Source organism: Levilactobacillus sp., from assembly GCF_022646225.1.
GTDB classification, from domain to species: Bacteria; Bacillota; Bacilli; order Lactobacillales; family Lactobacillaceae; genus Levilactobacillus; species Levilactobacillus suantsaiihabitans.
In genome coordinates this window covers 275,948-291,109 of the sequence record NZ_JALCJA010000001.1, presented here as the reverse complement: position 1 = coordinate 291,109, position 15,162 = coordinate 275,948, and the positions used below count along the sequence as shown (strand labels likewise).

Below are 15,162 nucleotides of genomic sequence, written 5' to 3'. Positions count from 1 at the left end.
TGAATGGATGCAGACCATCTCTCACAACGACTGGCCACCGTCGCCAGTTATGTTCCTCAGGGGGCCCGGCTGGCCGATATTGGGACCGACCACGCCTATTTGCCCGTGAACCTCGCCAAACGAGGCATCATTACCGGGGGTGTGGCCGGCGAAGTGGTCCCCGGACCTTTTAAAAATGCGCAACATGAAATTAATAAAGAAGCCTTGGACGACCGGATCACGGCGCGCCTGGCCAACGGACTTCAGGCCATTGAGCCCACCGATCACATCGACACGGTGGCCATTGCGGGGATGGGCGGCACGTTGATTACCCAGATTCTTACCCAAGACTTTGACCGCTTGGCCGGGGTCCAACGATTGATCTTACAGCCCAACGTGGGTGAGGCCAACGTGCGCCAATTTTTGATGACCCACGGCTTTCAACTGGTGACGGAACAGATCGTCAGTGAAGACGGCCACGACTATGAGATCTTGGTCGCCGATCGCGCCGAAGCGCCGCAACAGTATACGGCCGAAGAAGTGCAGTTTGGCCCTTATTTACTGGCGGAGCACAACGCCATCTTTGTGGCGAAATGGCAACGCGAACTGGACCGGGCGCAGGTGGTCTTGCGTCAAGTCCAATCCGCCCACGAGGTGCCGGCGGAAAAGGTAGCTGAATTAGAAACCAAGATTTCGGAAATCAAGGAGGTCTTGCAACGTGTTGGTGCGTGAATTAGTTGAACGGTTTGAACAATTTGCCCCGCAAGGTTGGGCCGAGCCTGGGGATCCGGTGGGCTTGCAGCTGGGCAGTCTCGATGCACCGGTCCACAGGGTCTTGGTGACCTTAGACGTGCGGCCGGAAGTCGTGGATGAGGCCATTGCCGTGGGGGCCGATTTTATCTTTGCCCATCACCCGATGATGTTTCACCCAGCCAAGAACCTGGATTTGGCCGTGCCGCAAAATCAGATGTACGCGACGCTGTTGCAGCACCACATCACGGTGTACGGCGCCCATACCAATCTGGACAGTGCGCCCAATGGTATGAACGACTGGTTGGCCGCGGCTTTGGGCCTACAACATACCACCGGTCTGGTTCCCAGTAACGGGGCCACGGCCACCCCAGACATCATGATGGGGCGGGTGGGTGATCTGAAGAAACCCACCACGGTCCAGGCCTTTGCGCTGCGGTGCAAGACCATTTTCCACGTCGGTGGCTTGCGGCTGATCAGCCACACCCCCGATGCGTCGGTGCGTCGCGTGGCTGTGTTAGGCGGTTCTGGCGGGCCGTTTTACCAAGCCGCGCTGGCTCAGCACGCCGACGTGTACGTGACCGGCGACATTTCCTATCATCCCGGCCACGACATGATCGCCGCGGGCCTCAACGTCATCGACCCGGGGCATCACATCGAAAGCATTTGTCAGCCGCAGTTGACCCACCTGTTCCAACAATGGGCCCAGGAAAATGACTGGCCGATCACGGTCCAGGCCACGACGCTAAATACTGACCCGTTTACTTTTCTTTAATCGCGAAAACGCGTACACTGAGTTTGTAAGTTATCTTAATTGAGGAGTGATTTATTTTGGCAAAGTATGAAAATTTGATTCCCCGGTTTTTGAAATACGTGAAGATCAACACCCGCTCGACCCCCAATTCGACGACCATTCCGTCTAACGAACGGTTGACGAAGTTCGCTGAGGGCTTAGTGGATGACTTGAAGGCCATTGGTTTGGAAAATGTCCACATCAATGCGCAATCGAGCTACGTTTACGCCACCTTACCCGCCAACACGGACAAGGCAGTCAAGAAACTCGGGTTCATTTCCCACTTTGACACGGCTGATTTCAACAGTGAAAACATCAACCCGCAGTTTGTCGAAAACTACGATGGCAAGTCCGTCATCAAGTTGGACGACGCGGGCAAGTACACGTTGGACCCAGCCGTCTTCCCTAATTTGAAGAATTACCAAGGCGACACGCTGATCACCACGGACGGCAGTACCCTGTTAGGGGCCGACGACAAGTCCGGGGTCGCCGAAATCATGGCCGCTGCCGAATACTTATTGGCGCACCCAGAGATCAAGCACGGTGAGATCGAAATCGGCCTGGGCCCTGACGAAGAAATCGGGACCGGTGCCGACCACTTTGACGTCAAGGACTTTGGCGCCGACATTGCCTACACCGTCGATGGCGGTCCGTTAGGCCAATTGGAATACGAAACGTTCAACGCCGCCGATGCCCAAGTTGAAATCACGGGGACCAACGTGCACCCGGCCGAGGCCAAGGGCGTCATGGTCAACGCTTCGCAAGTGGCTATGGACTTCCACGCTGCCTTGCCAGAACATGACCGGCCAGAAAACACGGAAGGACGCGAAGGCTTCTTCCACCTCTACAGCATGAACGGGACGGTCGATTCCGCCCACTTGAGCTACATCATCCGTGACCACGACCGGCAGATCTTTGAAGACCGCAAGAAGTTATTCCAAGGCGTCGCCGATCAATTGAACGAACAATATGGGTCTAAGCGCGTTGACGTGACTATCAAGGATCAGTACTACAACATGCGTGAAGTCATTGAAAAGGACATGACCGTGGTGGACCTGGCCAAGCAAGCCTTAGAAGACCTAGACATCAAGCCATTGATCTTCCCGGTTCGTGGGGGGACTGACGGGTCCAAGATCTCCTTTATGGGCTTACCAACGCCGAACCTGTTTGCCGGTGGTGAAAACATGCACGGGCGCTTCGAATACGTGTCCGAACAGACCATGGAAAAGGCCACGGACGTGATCATCAAGATCGCCCAATTAGCGGAACAACAGGCATAAATTAGTTGGTCAAAATAGGTCAAATTATTTTGCTTTTCCGTTAAAATCAGTTAGAATATGAGTGAAAAATGGAGGTTAACCTAAGGGTTGCCTCTTTTTTCGACCGCTGGCGGCAGTATCGGTCACCAGCAGTCGTCTACATTGAAGACAAGCAAACTGAAACCAACGAGGAGGAGTTTTGATGAATCCAGAAAAAATGACGCAGGCCTTAACGGACGCCTTGACGGAGGCCCAACACATCGCGATGACGCGCAAGCACCAGGACGTGACCGTGGCGCACCTCTTTAAATTTCTGATCCAACCGGGTGAGTTAGGTCGTGAGATCTTGGCGTCGGCCGGCGTCGACATCACGGCCCTCGACAGTGAACTGGACCGGGAGTTAGACGGTATCAGTACGGTCAGTGGCGCGGGCATTCAATACGGTCAGTCCTTCTCCCGCAATCTGACGGACCTGCTGCAACGCGCCGATGTGATCAAGGACGGCTACCACGACGACTTCATGGCCGTCGATACGGTGGTCATCGCGCTGATGCAACTATCCGGTGAGACGTTGACGGATTACCTGAAGCAACAGGGTATCACGGAACAGATGGTCAAAAATGCCGTCGACAAGATGCGTAGCGGCGAACGGGTCACCTCAAAGAACCAAGAGGACCAATACAAGGCTCTAGACAAGTACGGTATCGACCTGGTCAAGGCCATGCGTAGTGGCAAGATTGACCCGATCATCGGCAGAGACGACGAGATCTTGTCCGTCATCCGTATCTTGTCACGTAAGACCAAGAATAACCCGGTTTTGATCGGAGAAGCCGGGGTCGGGAAGACGGCCATTGTCGAGGGGCTGGCCCAACGCATCGTGCGCGGGGATGTCCCGGACAATTTGAAAGACAAGACGATCTTCTCCCTGGACATGGGGGCCCTGATCGCCGGGGCCAAGTACCGGGGCGAATTTGAGGAACGGTTAAAGGCCGTCTTAAAAGAAGTGACCAAGAGTGAGGGTCAGATCATCATGTTCATCGACGAGATCCACAACATCGTGGGTGCCGGTAAGGCCGAGGGCAGTATGGATGCCGGTAACCTCTTGAAGCCGATGTTGGCGCGCGGTGAGTTGCATTTGATTGGGGCCACGACGCTCGACGAATACCGGCAGTATTTGGAACAGGACAAGGCCTTGGCGCGGCGGTTCCAGCGGGTCTTGGTCAATGAACCCAGCGTCGACGATACGGTCACCATCCTGCGGGGGTTGCGCGAACGCTTTGAGATCCACCACGGGGTCAAGATCCACGATAACGCACTGATCGCGGCGGCCAAGTTGTCCGATCGGTATTTGACCGACCGCTTCTTGCCCGATAAGGCCATCGACCTGGTGGATGAGGCCTCCGCTTCCATTCGCGTGGAAATGAATTCGGCACCGACCGAGCTGGACCAGGCCCGGCGGCAATTGATGCGCATGCAGGTGGAACAGACCGCCTTGAAACAAGAAACCGACGAGGCCTCCCAAAAGCGCTTGGCGGAATTGACCAAGGAATTGGCCGATACCAAGGAAAAGGTCGATCAGTTAAGTGCGCGTTGGAACCAAGAAAAGACGGCCATCAAGGCGGTGGGCGACAAGAAAACGGAACTGGACCGCGCCAAGCGTGATCTGGCCAATGCCGAGTCTGCCTACGACCTGAACAAGGCGGCCGAACTCCAACACGGGACCATCCCCCGGTTAACCAAGGAATTGGCCCAATTGGAAAAACAAGACCAGAACCAAAACTGGTTGGTCTCCGAATCCGTCACGGAAAACGAGATCGCCACGGTGGTCAGCCGGATGACTGGCATCCCCGTGACCAAATTGGTCCAGGGCGAACGCGAAAAGCTCTTACAATTGGCCGAGCGGTTACATGACCGTGTCGTGGGCCAAGACCAGGCCGTGTCCGCCGTGGCCGATGCCGTCTTACGGTCCCGCGCTGGGCTACAAGACCCGACCAAGCCACTGGGCTCATTTCTGTTCTTAGGGCCGACCGGGGTCGGGAAGACCGAACTGGCCAAGGCCTTAGCCGAGAACCTCTTTGATAGCGAAGACCATATGGTGCGCATCGACATGTCCGAGTACATGGAAAAGGAATCCGTTTCCCGGTTGGTCGGGGCGGCTCCCGGGTACGTGGGCTATGAAGAAGGCGGTCAACTGACTGAGGCCGTGCGGCGCAACCCGTACACCATCGTGCTGTTTGATGAGGTCGAAAAAGCCCACCCGGACGTCTTTAACCTCTTGTTACAGGTCTTAGACGACGGCCGGTTGACGGACAGTCAGGGGCGGACCGTGGACTTTAAGAACACGATTTTGATCATGACGTCCAACCTGGGGTCCGACATTTTACTGCAGGGGACCGATGCCAAGGGGCATATTAGTCCGGACGCTCAAAAGCAGGTGGCCCAATTACTGCAGAGCCATTTCCGGCCGGAGTTCTTAAACCGCATCGACGAGACCATCATGTTTACGCCGCTGTCTTTAGCCGACGTGCAACAGATCGTCGTCAAGTTGATCGCGCATCTGGCCACACGCTTGCACGAGCAACAATTGGACCTGACGATCACGCCGGCCGCGCAAGCCTGGATCGCCCAGAAGGGTTACCTGCCGGCTTACGGGGCACGGCCACTGCAACGGTTCATCACGACGCACGTGGAAACGCCACTGGCGCGGCAACTGATCGGCGGCCAGATCCCGGTCAATAGCCTGATCACCATTGACGTGGCCGATGACGCGCTGACGTTTACGCACGCCTTGCAGACGGCAACGATCAAGTAATCGGTCGTAGGTCGGATGCACTGACCGGTTTGCTGAGCCCACCGTTGGCAGCGTCCGTGGTTCGGGGATGCCCGATCACTGGGGTTACGGCGACGGGAAACCCATGACTTTAGGAATAAGCGCTTAACGAAGTGCCTGTTTAGCGACTATAGAACACTTGTTCGTTAGCCGTGAAACGGGCACTTTTTCTGGTATAATAGCGGTAATGAAGTTGAAGAGAAGGGAGACTCCGGGATGTTTGTACCCTTACAAGTCTTAAGTACCTATAGCCTATTACAGAGCACTAATCGGATCGACCAACTGGTTCAAACGGCCAAGGACCGGGGCTACAGCGCGCTGGCGTTGACGGATAAGAACGTCATGTACGGCACGGTGGCCTTCTATAACGCTTGCATCAAGGCAAAAATCAAGCCCTTACTCGGCTTAACGCTGAGTGTCACGGGCTTCAGTGATGCGCCGCAAGCCCACGACTGGGTGCTGATCGCCCAGGACTTTATTGGCTATCAGCAGTTGATGCAGCTGTCGACGGCTTATCAGGTGGCGAAAACAGCCATCGACTTGAGCCAGCAGGCCGAAAATCTCAGTCACTTGCAGGTGATCGCCCCGTTGGATAGTGAGCTACATCAACTCGTGGCTAATGGGGAGGTGACCGCAGCTGAACGGGTGGTGCACCAACTCTTGGCACTGCAGCCAGCGGGCGTGTCTTTGGGGATCAGCCCAGAGGTCCCGATTGCTAGTAGAGACGCTTTGGCCCAGTTGGCGCAAGCGACCCAGGTCCCACTAGTTGCCTTAGCGCCGGTCGAGTACCTGGACCGTGACGACCATTTTGCCGTGACGGTCTTACGGGCCATCGCGGCGGGTGCCACCTTAACGGACCCCACGGCGGAACAGCAGACGCTAGGGACCCACTGGTTGCGACCAGCTGAAGAAGAGGCTCAACGCTTTGCGGCGGCGGATCTGACGGCAGCGGTGACCGCGACCCAGCAGCTGGCGGATGAAACGGACGTGACCTTAAAGTTCCAGCAGCCACAATTGCCACAATTTCCCACGCCCAACCAGCAGCCCTCGCAAGATTACCTCCGTGAGCTGTGTCAAACGGGCCTGAAACGGCGCTTGGCCCAAAACCAGATCACTGAGGAAACCCCTTATCAGGAACGCTTAGAACGCGAATTAGGGGTCATTCACCGGATGGGGTTTGACGACTACTTCTTGATCGTCTGGGACGTCATGAACTACGCCCACCGCGCGCACATCCAAACGGGACCAGGTCGGGGATCGGCGGCGGGATCGCTGGTCGCTTACGTGTTGGCCATCACCGAGGTCGACCCGTTGGCCTACAACCTGTTATTTGAACGCTTCTTGAACGAGGAACGGGCGCAGATGCCCGATATCGACCTGGATATTCCGGACAATCGCCGTGAACAGGTCTTACAATACGTGCACGACAAATACGGCCATGACCGCGTGGCACAGATCATCACCTTTGGGACGCTGGCGACTAAGGCGGCCTTGCGCGACGTTGGGCGGGTCTTGGGGATGCCCCCGTACGTGCTCAGCGAATGGAGCGCCGCCATTCCACCCCAGTTACACATCACGCTAAAAAGTGCCTATGAGCAGTCGCAACGGTTACGCAACTTGGTGGCGGATAGTGAAAAGAACCGGTTGTTATTTGAAACGGCCCAAAAGATCGAGGGCTTACCACGCCATTACTCGACCCATGCGGCCGGAATCGTCTTGAGTCAGGGGCCCTTGACGGATCTGGTGCCGTTACAGCCCGGTAGCGAAGATCTCTTGATGACGCAATACCCCAAGGACACGGTCGAGGCGGTGGGCCTGTTAAAGATGGACTTCTTAGGTCTACGCAACCTAAGCATCTTGGCCAATGCCTTGAGCCTGGTCAAGAAACAGACCGGACATCAGTTAGACCTCAATCAGATCGATTTGAACGACCCGGCGACCTTGCGGCTATTTGCCCAGGGGGAGACCAACGGCGTCTTTCAATTTGAATCGGCGGGGATCAAACGCGTCTTGCGTCAACTCAAGCCCGATAGCTTTGAACTGGTCGCGGCGGTCAACGCCTTGTACCGGCCGGGACCGATGGAAAACATCGATACCTTCATTCGCCGTAAGGAAGGCCAGGAACCCATCAGTTTTGCGGCTGAAGCGTTAAAGCCGATCTTGGGGCCGACCTATGGCGTCTTGGTCTATCAAGAACAAGTCATGCAGGTGGCCTCGGTCATGGGCGGCTTTACGCTTGGAGAGGCCGATTTACTGCGGCGGGCCATGAGTAAGAAGAAAAAGCAGACCATGGATGCCATGCAAAAGAAGTTCGTGGCCGGGGCCCAACAGTTGGGCTACCCGGTGACGACTGCCGAGCAGGTTTTTGCCTACATGGATCGGTTTGCCAATTACGGGTTCAACCGCTCACATGCGGTGGCTTATAGCAAGTTGGCCTTTCAACTGGCGTATTTGAAGGCCCATTACCCGGCGCCGTTTTATGCCGCCTTGATGAATTCGGTGATCAACGTGCCGGTGAAGACCAAGGCCTATTTGACCGAAGCCAAGCGACACGGCGTTAGCGTATTAGCACCAGACATCAATCGCTCGACGGCGTACTTCAACTTGCAGGGGAAAGCAGTCATCTTTGGCCTCAGTAGCATCAAAGGCGTGCGTCGCGACTTCTTGCGCGAGGTCTTGGCGGATCGCCAGGCCCACGGGCCCTTCAAGGACTTACATCAGTTCTTACAACGCATCGACCCCAAGTATCGCAAGACCGATTTGTTAAATGCCTTGGTGTACGCCGGGGCGTTCGACCACTTTGGTCACAACCGCGCCGAGCTGATCGCAGCCCTACCGGAATTCATCAGTAGCGTGGAGCTGTCCGGGGATAACGTGGAACTGTTTGCGGCGTTGGCGCCCAAGATCACGCCACAACCGGACCTCGACTTGATGACCAAATTGACCCAAGAAGAGGCCGTCTTGGGCGCGTATCTGTCCGGGCACCCGGTGGCCCAGTATCACGCCTTGGCCCAGCAGCTGCACGCCACGACCGTCAGTGACCTAGTCGTCGATGCGCGCGTCACGCTGATCTTGTATGTGACCAAGATTCGGACCATTCGCACTAAACGCGGGGAACCGATGGCCTTTGTGACCGGTAGTGACGAGACCGCCGACGTGAGTGTCACCATCTTTCCCAACCAATTTCGGCAGGCCAGCACCTGGCTGAAGACCGATCAAGTCATCGTGGTCCGCGGCAAGGTCGAACAACAACGGGGCCTGCAGATCGTCGCCAATCAGGTCACGTTAGCCCAGGAGATCCCGGTCCACGCCGCCCAGTCACCGACATTGCCGGCGGGGGCGCGTTGGTTCATTCGGGTGGACGCCACGCACGATGAACGGGCGATCGCCACGCAACTGGCGCGCTTCTTGACTGCGCATGCCGGGCCCGTGCCGGTGATCGTCTATCAACCGCAGACGGATACCAAACGTGTCTTGCCACAGACACAGTGGTTGCGGGGGGATGTCACGCTCAAAGCCCCGTTAGAACAGCTGATGGGGAGTGGCAATGTCATCTTACAAAACGGGTAGACCAATTTTATTAAAAATACCTCTGGACTATTTGCGTAGGCTTTAGTATGATTATACCAATGCTTAACAAATCAGAAACTGGAGGTTTTTTTAATGACTGTAAACGTGAAGATCTATGCCGATGGTGCGGAACTCAATGCGATGAAGGCCGTGGCCGCTCAGGGGTTGGTTAGCGGGTTTACCACGAACCCGAGTTTGATGAAGGCAGCGGGGATCACCGACTACCTGGCCTTTGCCAAAGAGGCCGTGGCCACCTTCCCGGACCAATCCATTAGCTTCGAAGTGTTCGGTAACACGCCGGAACGGATGTTGGCTGAAGCCAAGGTCTTGGCCAGTTTAGGCCAACACGTGGCGGTGAAGGTACCGGTCATCCGGGCTAACGGGGCCGACAACGCGGAGGTTATTCGAGAATTGTCGAACGCCGGGGTCCAGGTCAATGTGACGGCTATCACGACGCTCACGCAAGTCAAGCTGGCCGTGGACGCCTTGAACCCCGCAGTCGGCGGCATCGTGTCCGTCTTTGCCGGGCGGGTCGCGGACACCGGCGTGGATCCCTTACCTCTGATGCGTCAGGCCGCGGGACTGTGCCACACCAAGGACAACGTGGAACTGTTGTGGGCCAGCACCCGCGAGGTCTTCAACGTGGTCCAGGCCGAACAGACCGGCTGTGACATCATCACCGTGCCACCTAAGATCTTGGCCAAGCTAAGCAAATTTGGCACGCCAGCCTTGCAAGTCTCCGTGGACACGGTCAAGACGTTCGATGCCGATATCGCTAGTTTAGGCTTCACGATTCCGGTTGCGGTGCAAGAGTAGGGTCGTGACAGCGTCACTGGTGAGAGGTTTGCGTCAGCCAGGGGGATGCTCACCCGCGACTGGTTGTCCCCGCTAGCGAGGACAGTTCCGACCGAAACCGTTTTTCAGGATGGCTTCGGTTCCACGGCGCAAACAAAGTTGTCGTTGACGCGTGGCGACTGAGTCTTGATGTTTTCTAGGCAACTAAACTGAATTTGTGACGGGATATCGGTGAACTTAAGAAATCCTTATGATTTCCCTCAAACACGGGTTAACCCGTTAATATAAATGTTAACTTATCTAACTCAAAACCTGCTGGTTATTAAATCAGCGGGTTTTAATCTTCATGGATGCCCGGCACGGTGGGAAAGCGCTTACTTTGATAAAATCCAAACAATCTGCGAAAAATCGGTAAACAAAGGCGACATTAATTTTTAAAAGTGATAGAATAATTTTGGAATCAAATTTGTGCCGAAACTTTTTGTGTGGTCTATTTTGACCGCTTCACTCAATTTGTTTCGTGCCAATTCTAAAGGAGAGATTTTTCTAATGAAGAAAACCAAGATCGTAAGTACCCTTGGTCCTGCAAGTACTGACGTTGATACGATTGTTAAGTTGATCGAATCTGGCGCCAACATCTTCCGGTTCAACTTCTCACACGGTGACCACGAGGAACACCTCGGCCGTTTGGAGAACGTTCACAAGGCTGAAAAGATTACCGGTAAGACGGTTGGTATCATGTTGGATACGAAGGGTGCCGAAATCCGGACCACTGTTGAACAAGGCGGCAAGCTGAACTTCAAGACTGGCGACCAATTCCGGATTTCCATGGACGACTCACTCGAAGGAACCAAGGAAAAGATCGCTGTGACTTACCCTGGCTTATACGATGACGTTCACGAAGGCGGCCACGTCTTATTCGATGATGGTTTATTAGATACTGTCGTTGATAAGAAAGACGAAGCAACCAAGGAATTAGTTGTAACGGCACAAAACGATGGTGTTCTGGGCTCACGTAAGGGTGTTAACGCTCCTGGCGTTTCCATCAACTTACCTGGGATCACTGAAAAGGATTCCGATGATATTCGTTTTGGTTTGGACCACGAAATCAACTTTATCGCTGCTTCATTCGTTCGGAAGCCACAAGATGTCATGGACATCCGTGAACTCCTCGAAGAAAAGCACATGGAACACGTTCAAATCTTCCCTAAGATCGAATCCCAAGAAGGGATCAACAACTTTGATGACATCATCAAGGTTTCCGATGGTTTGATGGTCGCTCGTGGTGACATGGGTGTTGAAATTCCAACGGAAAACGTGCCTTTGGTTCAAAAGGCTTTGATCAAGAAGTGCAACCTCTTAGGCAAGCCAGTTATCACCGCTACCCAAATGTTGGACTCCATGCAAGAAAACCCACGTCCTACGCGTGCCGAAGCATCTGACGTTGCCAACGCCGTATTCGACGGGACTGACGCTACCATGCTTTCTGGTGAAAGTGCTAACGGTGAATACCCAGTACAAGCCGTTGCTACGATGAACCGGATCGACATCAAGGCTGAAAATGCTTTGAAGGACTTCGGTCGCGACAACTTAGACTTCGATAACGGTGACGTTACGGAATCTATCGGTGCTTCCGTTGCTCGGGTGGCTAACCAATTGGGTGTTAAGACGATTGTTGCCGCTACTGAAAGTGGCTACACCGCTAAGATGATTTCTAAGTACCGGCCAAACGCTGATATCTTAGCCGTTACCTTTGACGACCGGACCCGTCGTGGTTTGATGGTCAACTGGGGTGTTTACCCAATCGTTACCGAAAAGCCTTCAAACACGGATGAAATGTTTGACCTGGCTGCAGCCAAGGCCGTTGAAACGGGCTTAGCTAAGGAAGGCGACTTGATCTTGATCACCGCTGGTGTACCAGTCGGCGAACGCGGGACGACCAACTTGATGAAGATTCAATTGATCGGTTCCAAGTTAGTTCAAGGCCAAGGTGTCGGCGACGACACGGTTATCGGTAAGGCAATCATTGCCAACACCGCTGCCGAAGCTAACGCTAAAGTCGTTGAAGGTGGTATCTTAATTGCTAAGAACACCGACAAGGACTACTTGCCAGCTATCGAAAAGTCTAGCGCCGTTATCGTTGAAAACGGTGGGTTGACTTCTCACGCTGCTGTTGTTGGGATTTCCATGGGGATTCCTGTGATCGTTGGCGCTACTGGTGCCAGCGACAAGATCTCCGATGGCGAATTGATCACTGTTGACTCACGTCGCGGGATCGTTTACCACGGTGCTTCCAACGCGCTTTAATAAGAGATAAACCTGTTATGAAAACGGACCCTCTGTCGGGGGCCCGTTTTTTGTTTGACAAAATTGGCTAGATTGTTAAGGCTGACCGCCAGGGCTTTCGCTTGCTAGAGGGAGCCTTCCCAGCCCCCAAGCGGGTTTTCAGTTTGCTTGGAAGTCTAGCTAAAATTGCAATTCTCTCAAGTGTCCACACTGCGGGCTGAGACAAAACCTTGACCTACACCGTTGACCCAGATGGAGCCATCCATGGCGGCCTGCGGCGAATCGGTTAGGTAACATCCCGTTGGTGAAATTATGATGACTCCCGGTTCCAGCTGATTAGTCTGCGATTGTCAAGTTGTAAGACTACTGTAGCCGAGAGTGGAGCGAAAATGGGCTCAGCCGTGGGAGTTCCCTTAGCGGGTGGTCCATCCGCTTAGGGAACTGGCGTCTTTGAGACGGGGGTTGCGGCTCAAAGCGAGGGCGAGACCGTCCTTTGGCTCGACCGGTCCGCCCACCGCGTTCCAGCCCATTTTCGCGCAACGGCAGGCGACCAGCAGAGACGATGTTGCTAATCACCTCTAGTCGCTGGCAACCGGTGTGGCGGGAGTTTCACAATATTTTCCGGAAAGGGTCGCTAGTTTTACCGTTTCCGTGTAAAATAGGGGGTAGACACTTTTGTACGGACAGACTGGGGCAGCCCAGTAGAATCGAGGAGATTATGGAAGAACTATTAGGCCGCATCATCACGGGAAAAGTTACTGATGAAAACGAACAGGATTACTTCGTCCAGGTGAACGGGACGACTTTTCGGCTCGACAAGGCGGAAATCAAGAAGCCGTTGAAGATGGGGGCCAATTTTAAGGGCTTTGCTTACGAAAATGAAGGCCACGACCTGCAGATCACGCGGAACGCACCGGCCGTTCAAGTCGATCACTATGGCATGGGGACGGTCGTACGGAGTCAACGAACGCTGGGCGTCTTTGTTAATATTGGCTTGCCCAACAAGGATATCGTGGTTTCGTTGGATGACCTGCCAGATATCATGGAGCTGTGGCCGCAACAAGGCGACCGCTTGATGATCGCCTTGCGTGAAGACGCCAAGCACCGGTTGTGGGGCGTGCTGGCCGATGGGGAAATTTATCAAGCCATCGCGCAACCTGCCAAGAAGCACATGCAAAACGCCAACGTGGTCGCTACGGCCTACCAGTTGAAGCTGGTGGGGACGCGGGTCATGACGGATCATTTCGAACTGGGGTTCATTCACCCATCCGAACGGGAACGCGAACCACGCTTGGGTGAAGAACTGAAGGCCCGGGTTATTGGCGTCCACGAAGACGGCACGTTAAACCTGTCATTGCGGCCGCGGACCTACGAGGCCATTGACGACGATGCGGCCATGTTACTGGCGGCACTACAACATTCAGCGGATGGTAAGCTAGACTTCAGTGATAAGTCGGACCCCGCCGCCATCAAGGCCTACTTTGGCATCAGCAAGGGCCAGTTCAAACGGGCAATCGGCCACCTGTTAAAAGACCGGCAAATCACCCAACACGATGGCGCCCTTTGGTTAAACAACAGCGAGGCCACGACGGACGACCCAGCGAAATAGCAGTAGATGTGTCTGGGCTGACCAGCAGTGTTATGGATGATTGAAAAAATCATTATTAGTGAGAAAAACTGGGCTAATTTGGGGACAGTGACCTGGTTGGGGGGCTATGGTGACCGAAAGTTTATGGTGAGTCATATCAGTCGCTTGTGACAATCACTACAGTAGCCGAGAGTGGAGCGAAAATGGGCCCAGCCGTGGGAGTTTGCTTAGCGGATAAATTTTATCCGCTTAGGAAACTGGCGTCTTTGAGACGGGGGTTGCGGCTCAAAGCGAGGTGTCGAGACCGTCCTGTGGCTCGACCCGTCCGCCCACCGCGTTCCGGTCCCATTTTCGCGCAACGGCAGGCGGCACCAAAAGCGCATATCGCCACAAACGTCAGTGAGGAGGAGAGCCATGACTGAACTGGATAACCAAACGGCAGACTTTGCCCATTACCTGACCGTGGAACAGGGACTGGCCGAAAATTCGGTTGCCAGCTATCGCCAGGAACTACACAACTTTGCCCTGTACCTGACGCCGCAACACGTGACGGACTTCAAACGAGTTGACCGCCTGCAGATCATGGCGTATCTGAGTCAGCAAACGGCGGCAGGTAAGTCCCGCAACTCCGTGATTCACGCGGTGTCGGCCTTACGCAAATTTTATCGCTACTTGATTCAGACCCATCAGCTGGCGGAAAACCCGATGGCTAACGTCGCCGCACCCAAGCACGCCCAGCATTTGCCGGCGGTCTTGACGGTGGCGGAGGTCGACCGCTTATTGGCGACGCCGGATACCAGCACCAAGTATGGCATCCGCGACCGGGCCATTTTGGAGGTCATGTACGCGACCGGACTGCGGGTCAGTGAACTGGTTCACCTGAAATTGGCGGACTTGCACCTGGAGATGGGGCTGATCCAAACGCTGGGAAAGGGCGACAAGGAGCGCATCATTCCAATTGGCGACGTGGCGGCGGACTGGATCAACCAGTATCTGCAGCAGAGTCGCCCGGTCTTGTTGAAGCAGCGGACCAGTCCGTACCTGTTTTTAAATGCCCACGGGGGCGGCTTGTCTCGTCAGGCCATTTGGCAAAAGATCAAGCATTACGTGGCGCTAGCGGATATTCAAAAGGACGTGACGCCCCACACGCTGCGGCATTCATTTGCCACGCACATCTTGGAAAACGGCGCGGATTTGCGCGTGGTCCAGGAATTGCTGGGGCACGCGGACATCACGACCACACAGATCTACACGCACATTTCCAAAAAGCGGTTGCGCAACGTCTATGACCAGTACCATCCGCGCGCATAAT

The 15,162-nt window shown here is 54.8% G+C and carries 9 protein-coding genes; all 9 read left to right on the top strand.

Going from position 1 to position 15,162, the window contains the following annotated elements; translation table 11 throughout:
• Window positions 1-3: 3 nt before the first annotated feature.
• The 9 genes from LKH74_RS01435 to xerD all read left to right on the top strand — a co-directional run bounded on the left by LKH74_RS01435 (window position 4) and on the right by xerD (window position 15,161).
• Window positions 4-711, top strand: coding sequence for a tRNA (adenine(22)-N(1))-methyltransferase (locus LKH74_RS01435; protein ID WP_287707875.1), 708 nt, complete (start codon window positions 4-6; stop codon window positions 709-711).
• Entirely contained in the window at window positions 698-1,504 is an 807-nt protein-coding gene (locus tag LKH74_RS01430; RefSeq protein WP_287707877.1) for a Nif3-like dinuclear metal center hexameric protein, read from the top strand. Before LKH74_RS01435 ends, LKH74_RS01430 begins: the two co-directional genes overlap by 14 nt.
• A gap of 56 nt (window positions 1,505-1,560) precedes the next feature.
• Window positions 1,561-2,802, top strand: a complete 1,242-nt coding sequence (pepT, locus tag LKH74_RS01425) for a peptidase T (protein WP_135367830.1) — start codon at window positions 1,561-1,563, stop codon at window positions 2,800-2,802.
• A gap of 181 nt (window positions 2,803-2,983) precedes the next feature.
• On the top strand, window positions 2,984-5,593 hold the full coding sequence (gene clpB, locus LKH74_RS01420) for an ATP-dependent chaperone ClpB (RefSeq protein ID WP_287707879.1): 2,610 nt from the start codon (window positions 2,984-2,986) through the stop codon (window positions 5,591-5,593).
• 234 nt (window positions 5,594-5,827) lie between these two features.
• Window positions 5,828-9,181 carry a DNA polymerase III subunit alpha gene (dnaE, locus tag LKH74_RS01415; protein ID WP_287707880.1) on the top strand — a complete coding sequence of 1,118 codons (3,354 nt, stop codon included), beginning with the start codon at window positions 5,828-5,830 and terminating at the stop codon, window positions 9,179-9,181.
• 93 nt (window positions 9,182-9,274) lie between these two features.
• Window positions 9,275-9,997 carry a transaldolase gene (locus tag LKH74_RS01410; protein ID WP_135367833.1) on the top strand — a complete coding sequence of 241 codons (723 nt, stop codon included), beginning with the start codon at window positions 9,275-9,277 and terminating at the stop codon, window positions 9,995-9,997.
• A gap of 528 nt (window positions 9,998-10,525) precedes the next feature.
• Window positions 10,526-12,283 (top strand): pyruvate kinase, encoded by a 1,758-nt coding sequence (pyk, locus tag LKH74_RS01405; protein ID WP_135367834.1) that lies wholly within the window; start codon window positions 10,526-10,528, stop codon window positions 12,281-12,283.
• A gap of 697 nt (window positions 12,284-12,980) precedes the next feature.
• On the top strand, window positions 12,981-13,871 hold the full coding sequence (locus LKH74_RS01400; protein ID WP_135367835.1) for a CvfB family protein: 891 nt from the start codon (window positions 12,981-12,983) through the stop codon (window positions 13,869-13,871).
• A gap of 393 nt (window positions 13,872-14,264) precedes the next feature.
• The gene (gene xerD / locus LKH74_RS01395; protein ID WP_287707881.1) at window positions 14,265-15,161 is read left to right on the top strand and encodes a site-specific tyrosine recombinase XerD; all 897 of its coding nucleotides are present in this window, start codon (window positions 14,265-14,267) and stop codon (window positions 15,159-15,161) included.
• Window position 15,162: the final 1 nt, after the last annotated feature.

Coding starts and splice junctions, on each gene's coding strand:
- LKH74_RS01435 (WP_287707875.1), top strand. CDS start 4: ATGGATGCAGACCATCTCTCACAACGACTGGCCACCGTCGCCAGTTAT.
- clpB (WP_287707879.1), top strand. CDS start 2,984: ATGAATCCAGAAAAAATGACGCAGGCCTTAACGGACGCCTTGACGGAG.
- dnaE (WP_287707880.1), top strand. CDS start 5,828: ATGTTTGTACCCTTACAAGTCTTAAGTACCTATAGCCTATTACAGAGC.
- LKH74_RS01410 (WP_135367833.1), top strand. CDS start 9,275: ATGACTGTAAACGTGAAGATCTATGCCGATGGTGCGGAACTCAATGCG.
- pyk (WP_135367834.1), top strand. CDS start 10,526: ATGAAGAAAACCAAGATCGTAAGTACCCTTGGTCCTGCAAGTACTGAC.
- LKH74_RS01400 (WP_135367835.1), top strand. CDS start 12,981: ATGGAAGAACTATTAGGCCGCATCATCACGGGAAAAGTTACTGATGAA.
- xerD (WP_287707881.1), top strand. CDS start 14,265: ATGACTGAACTGGATAACCAAACGGCAGACTTTGCCCATTACCTGACC.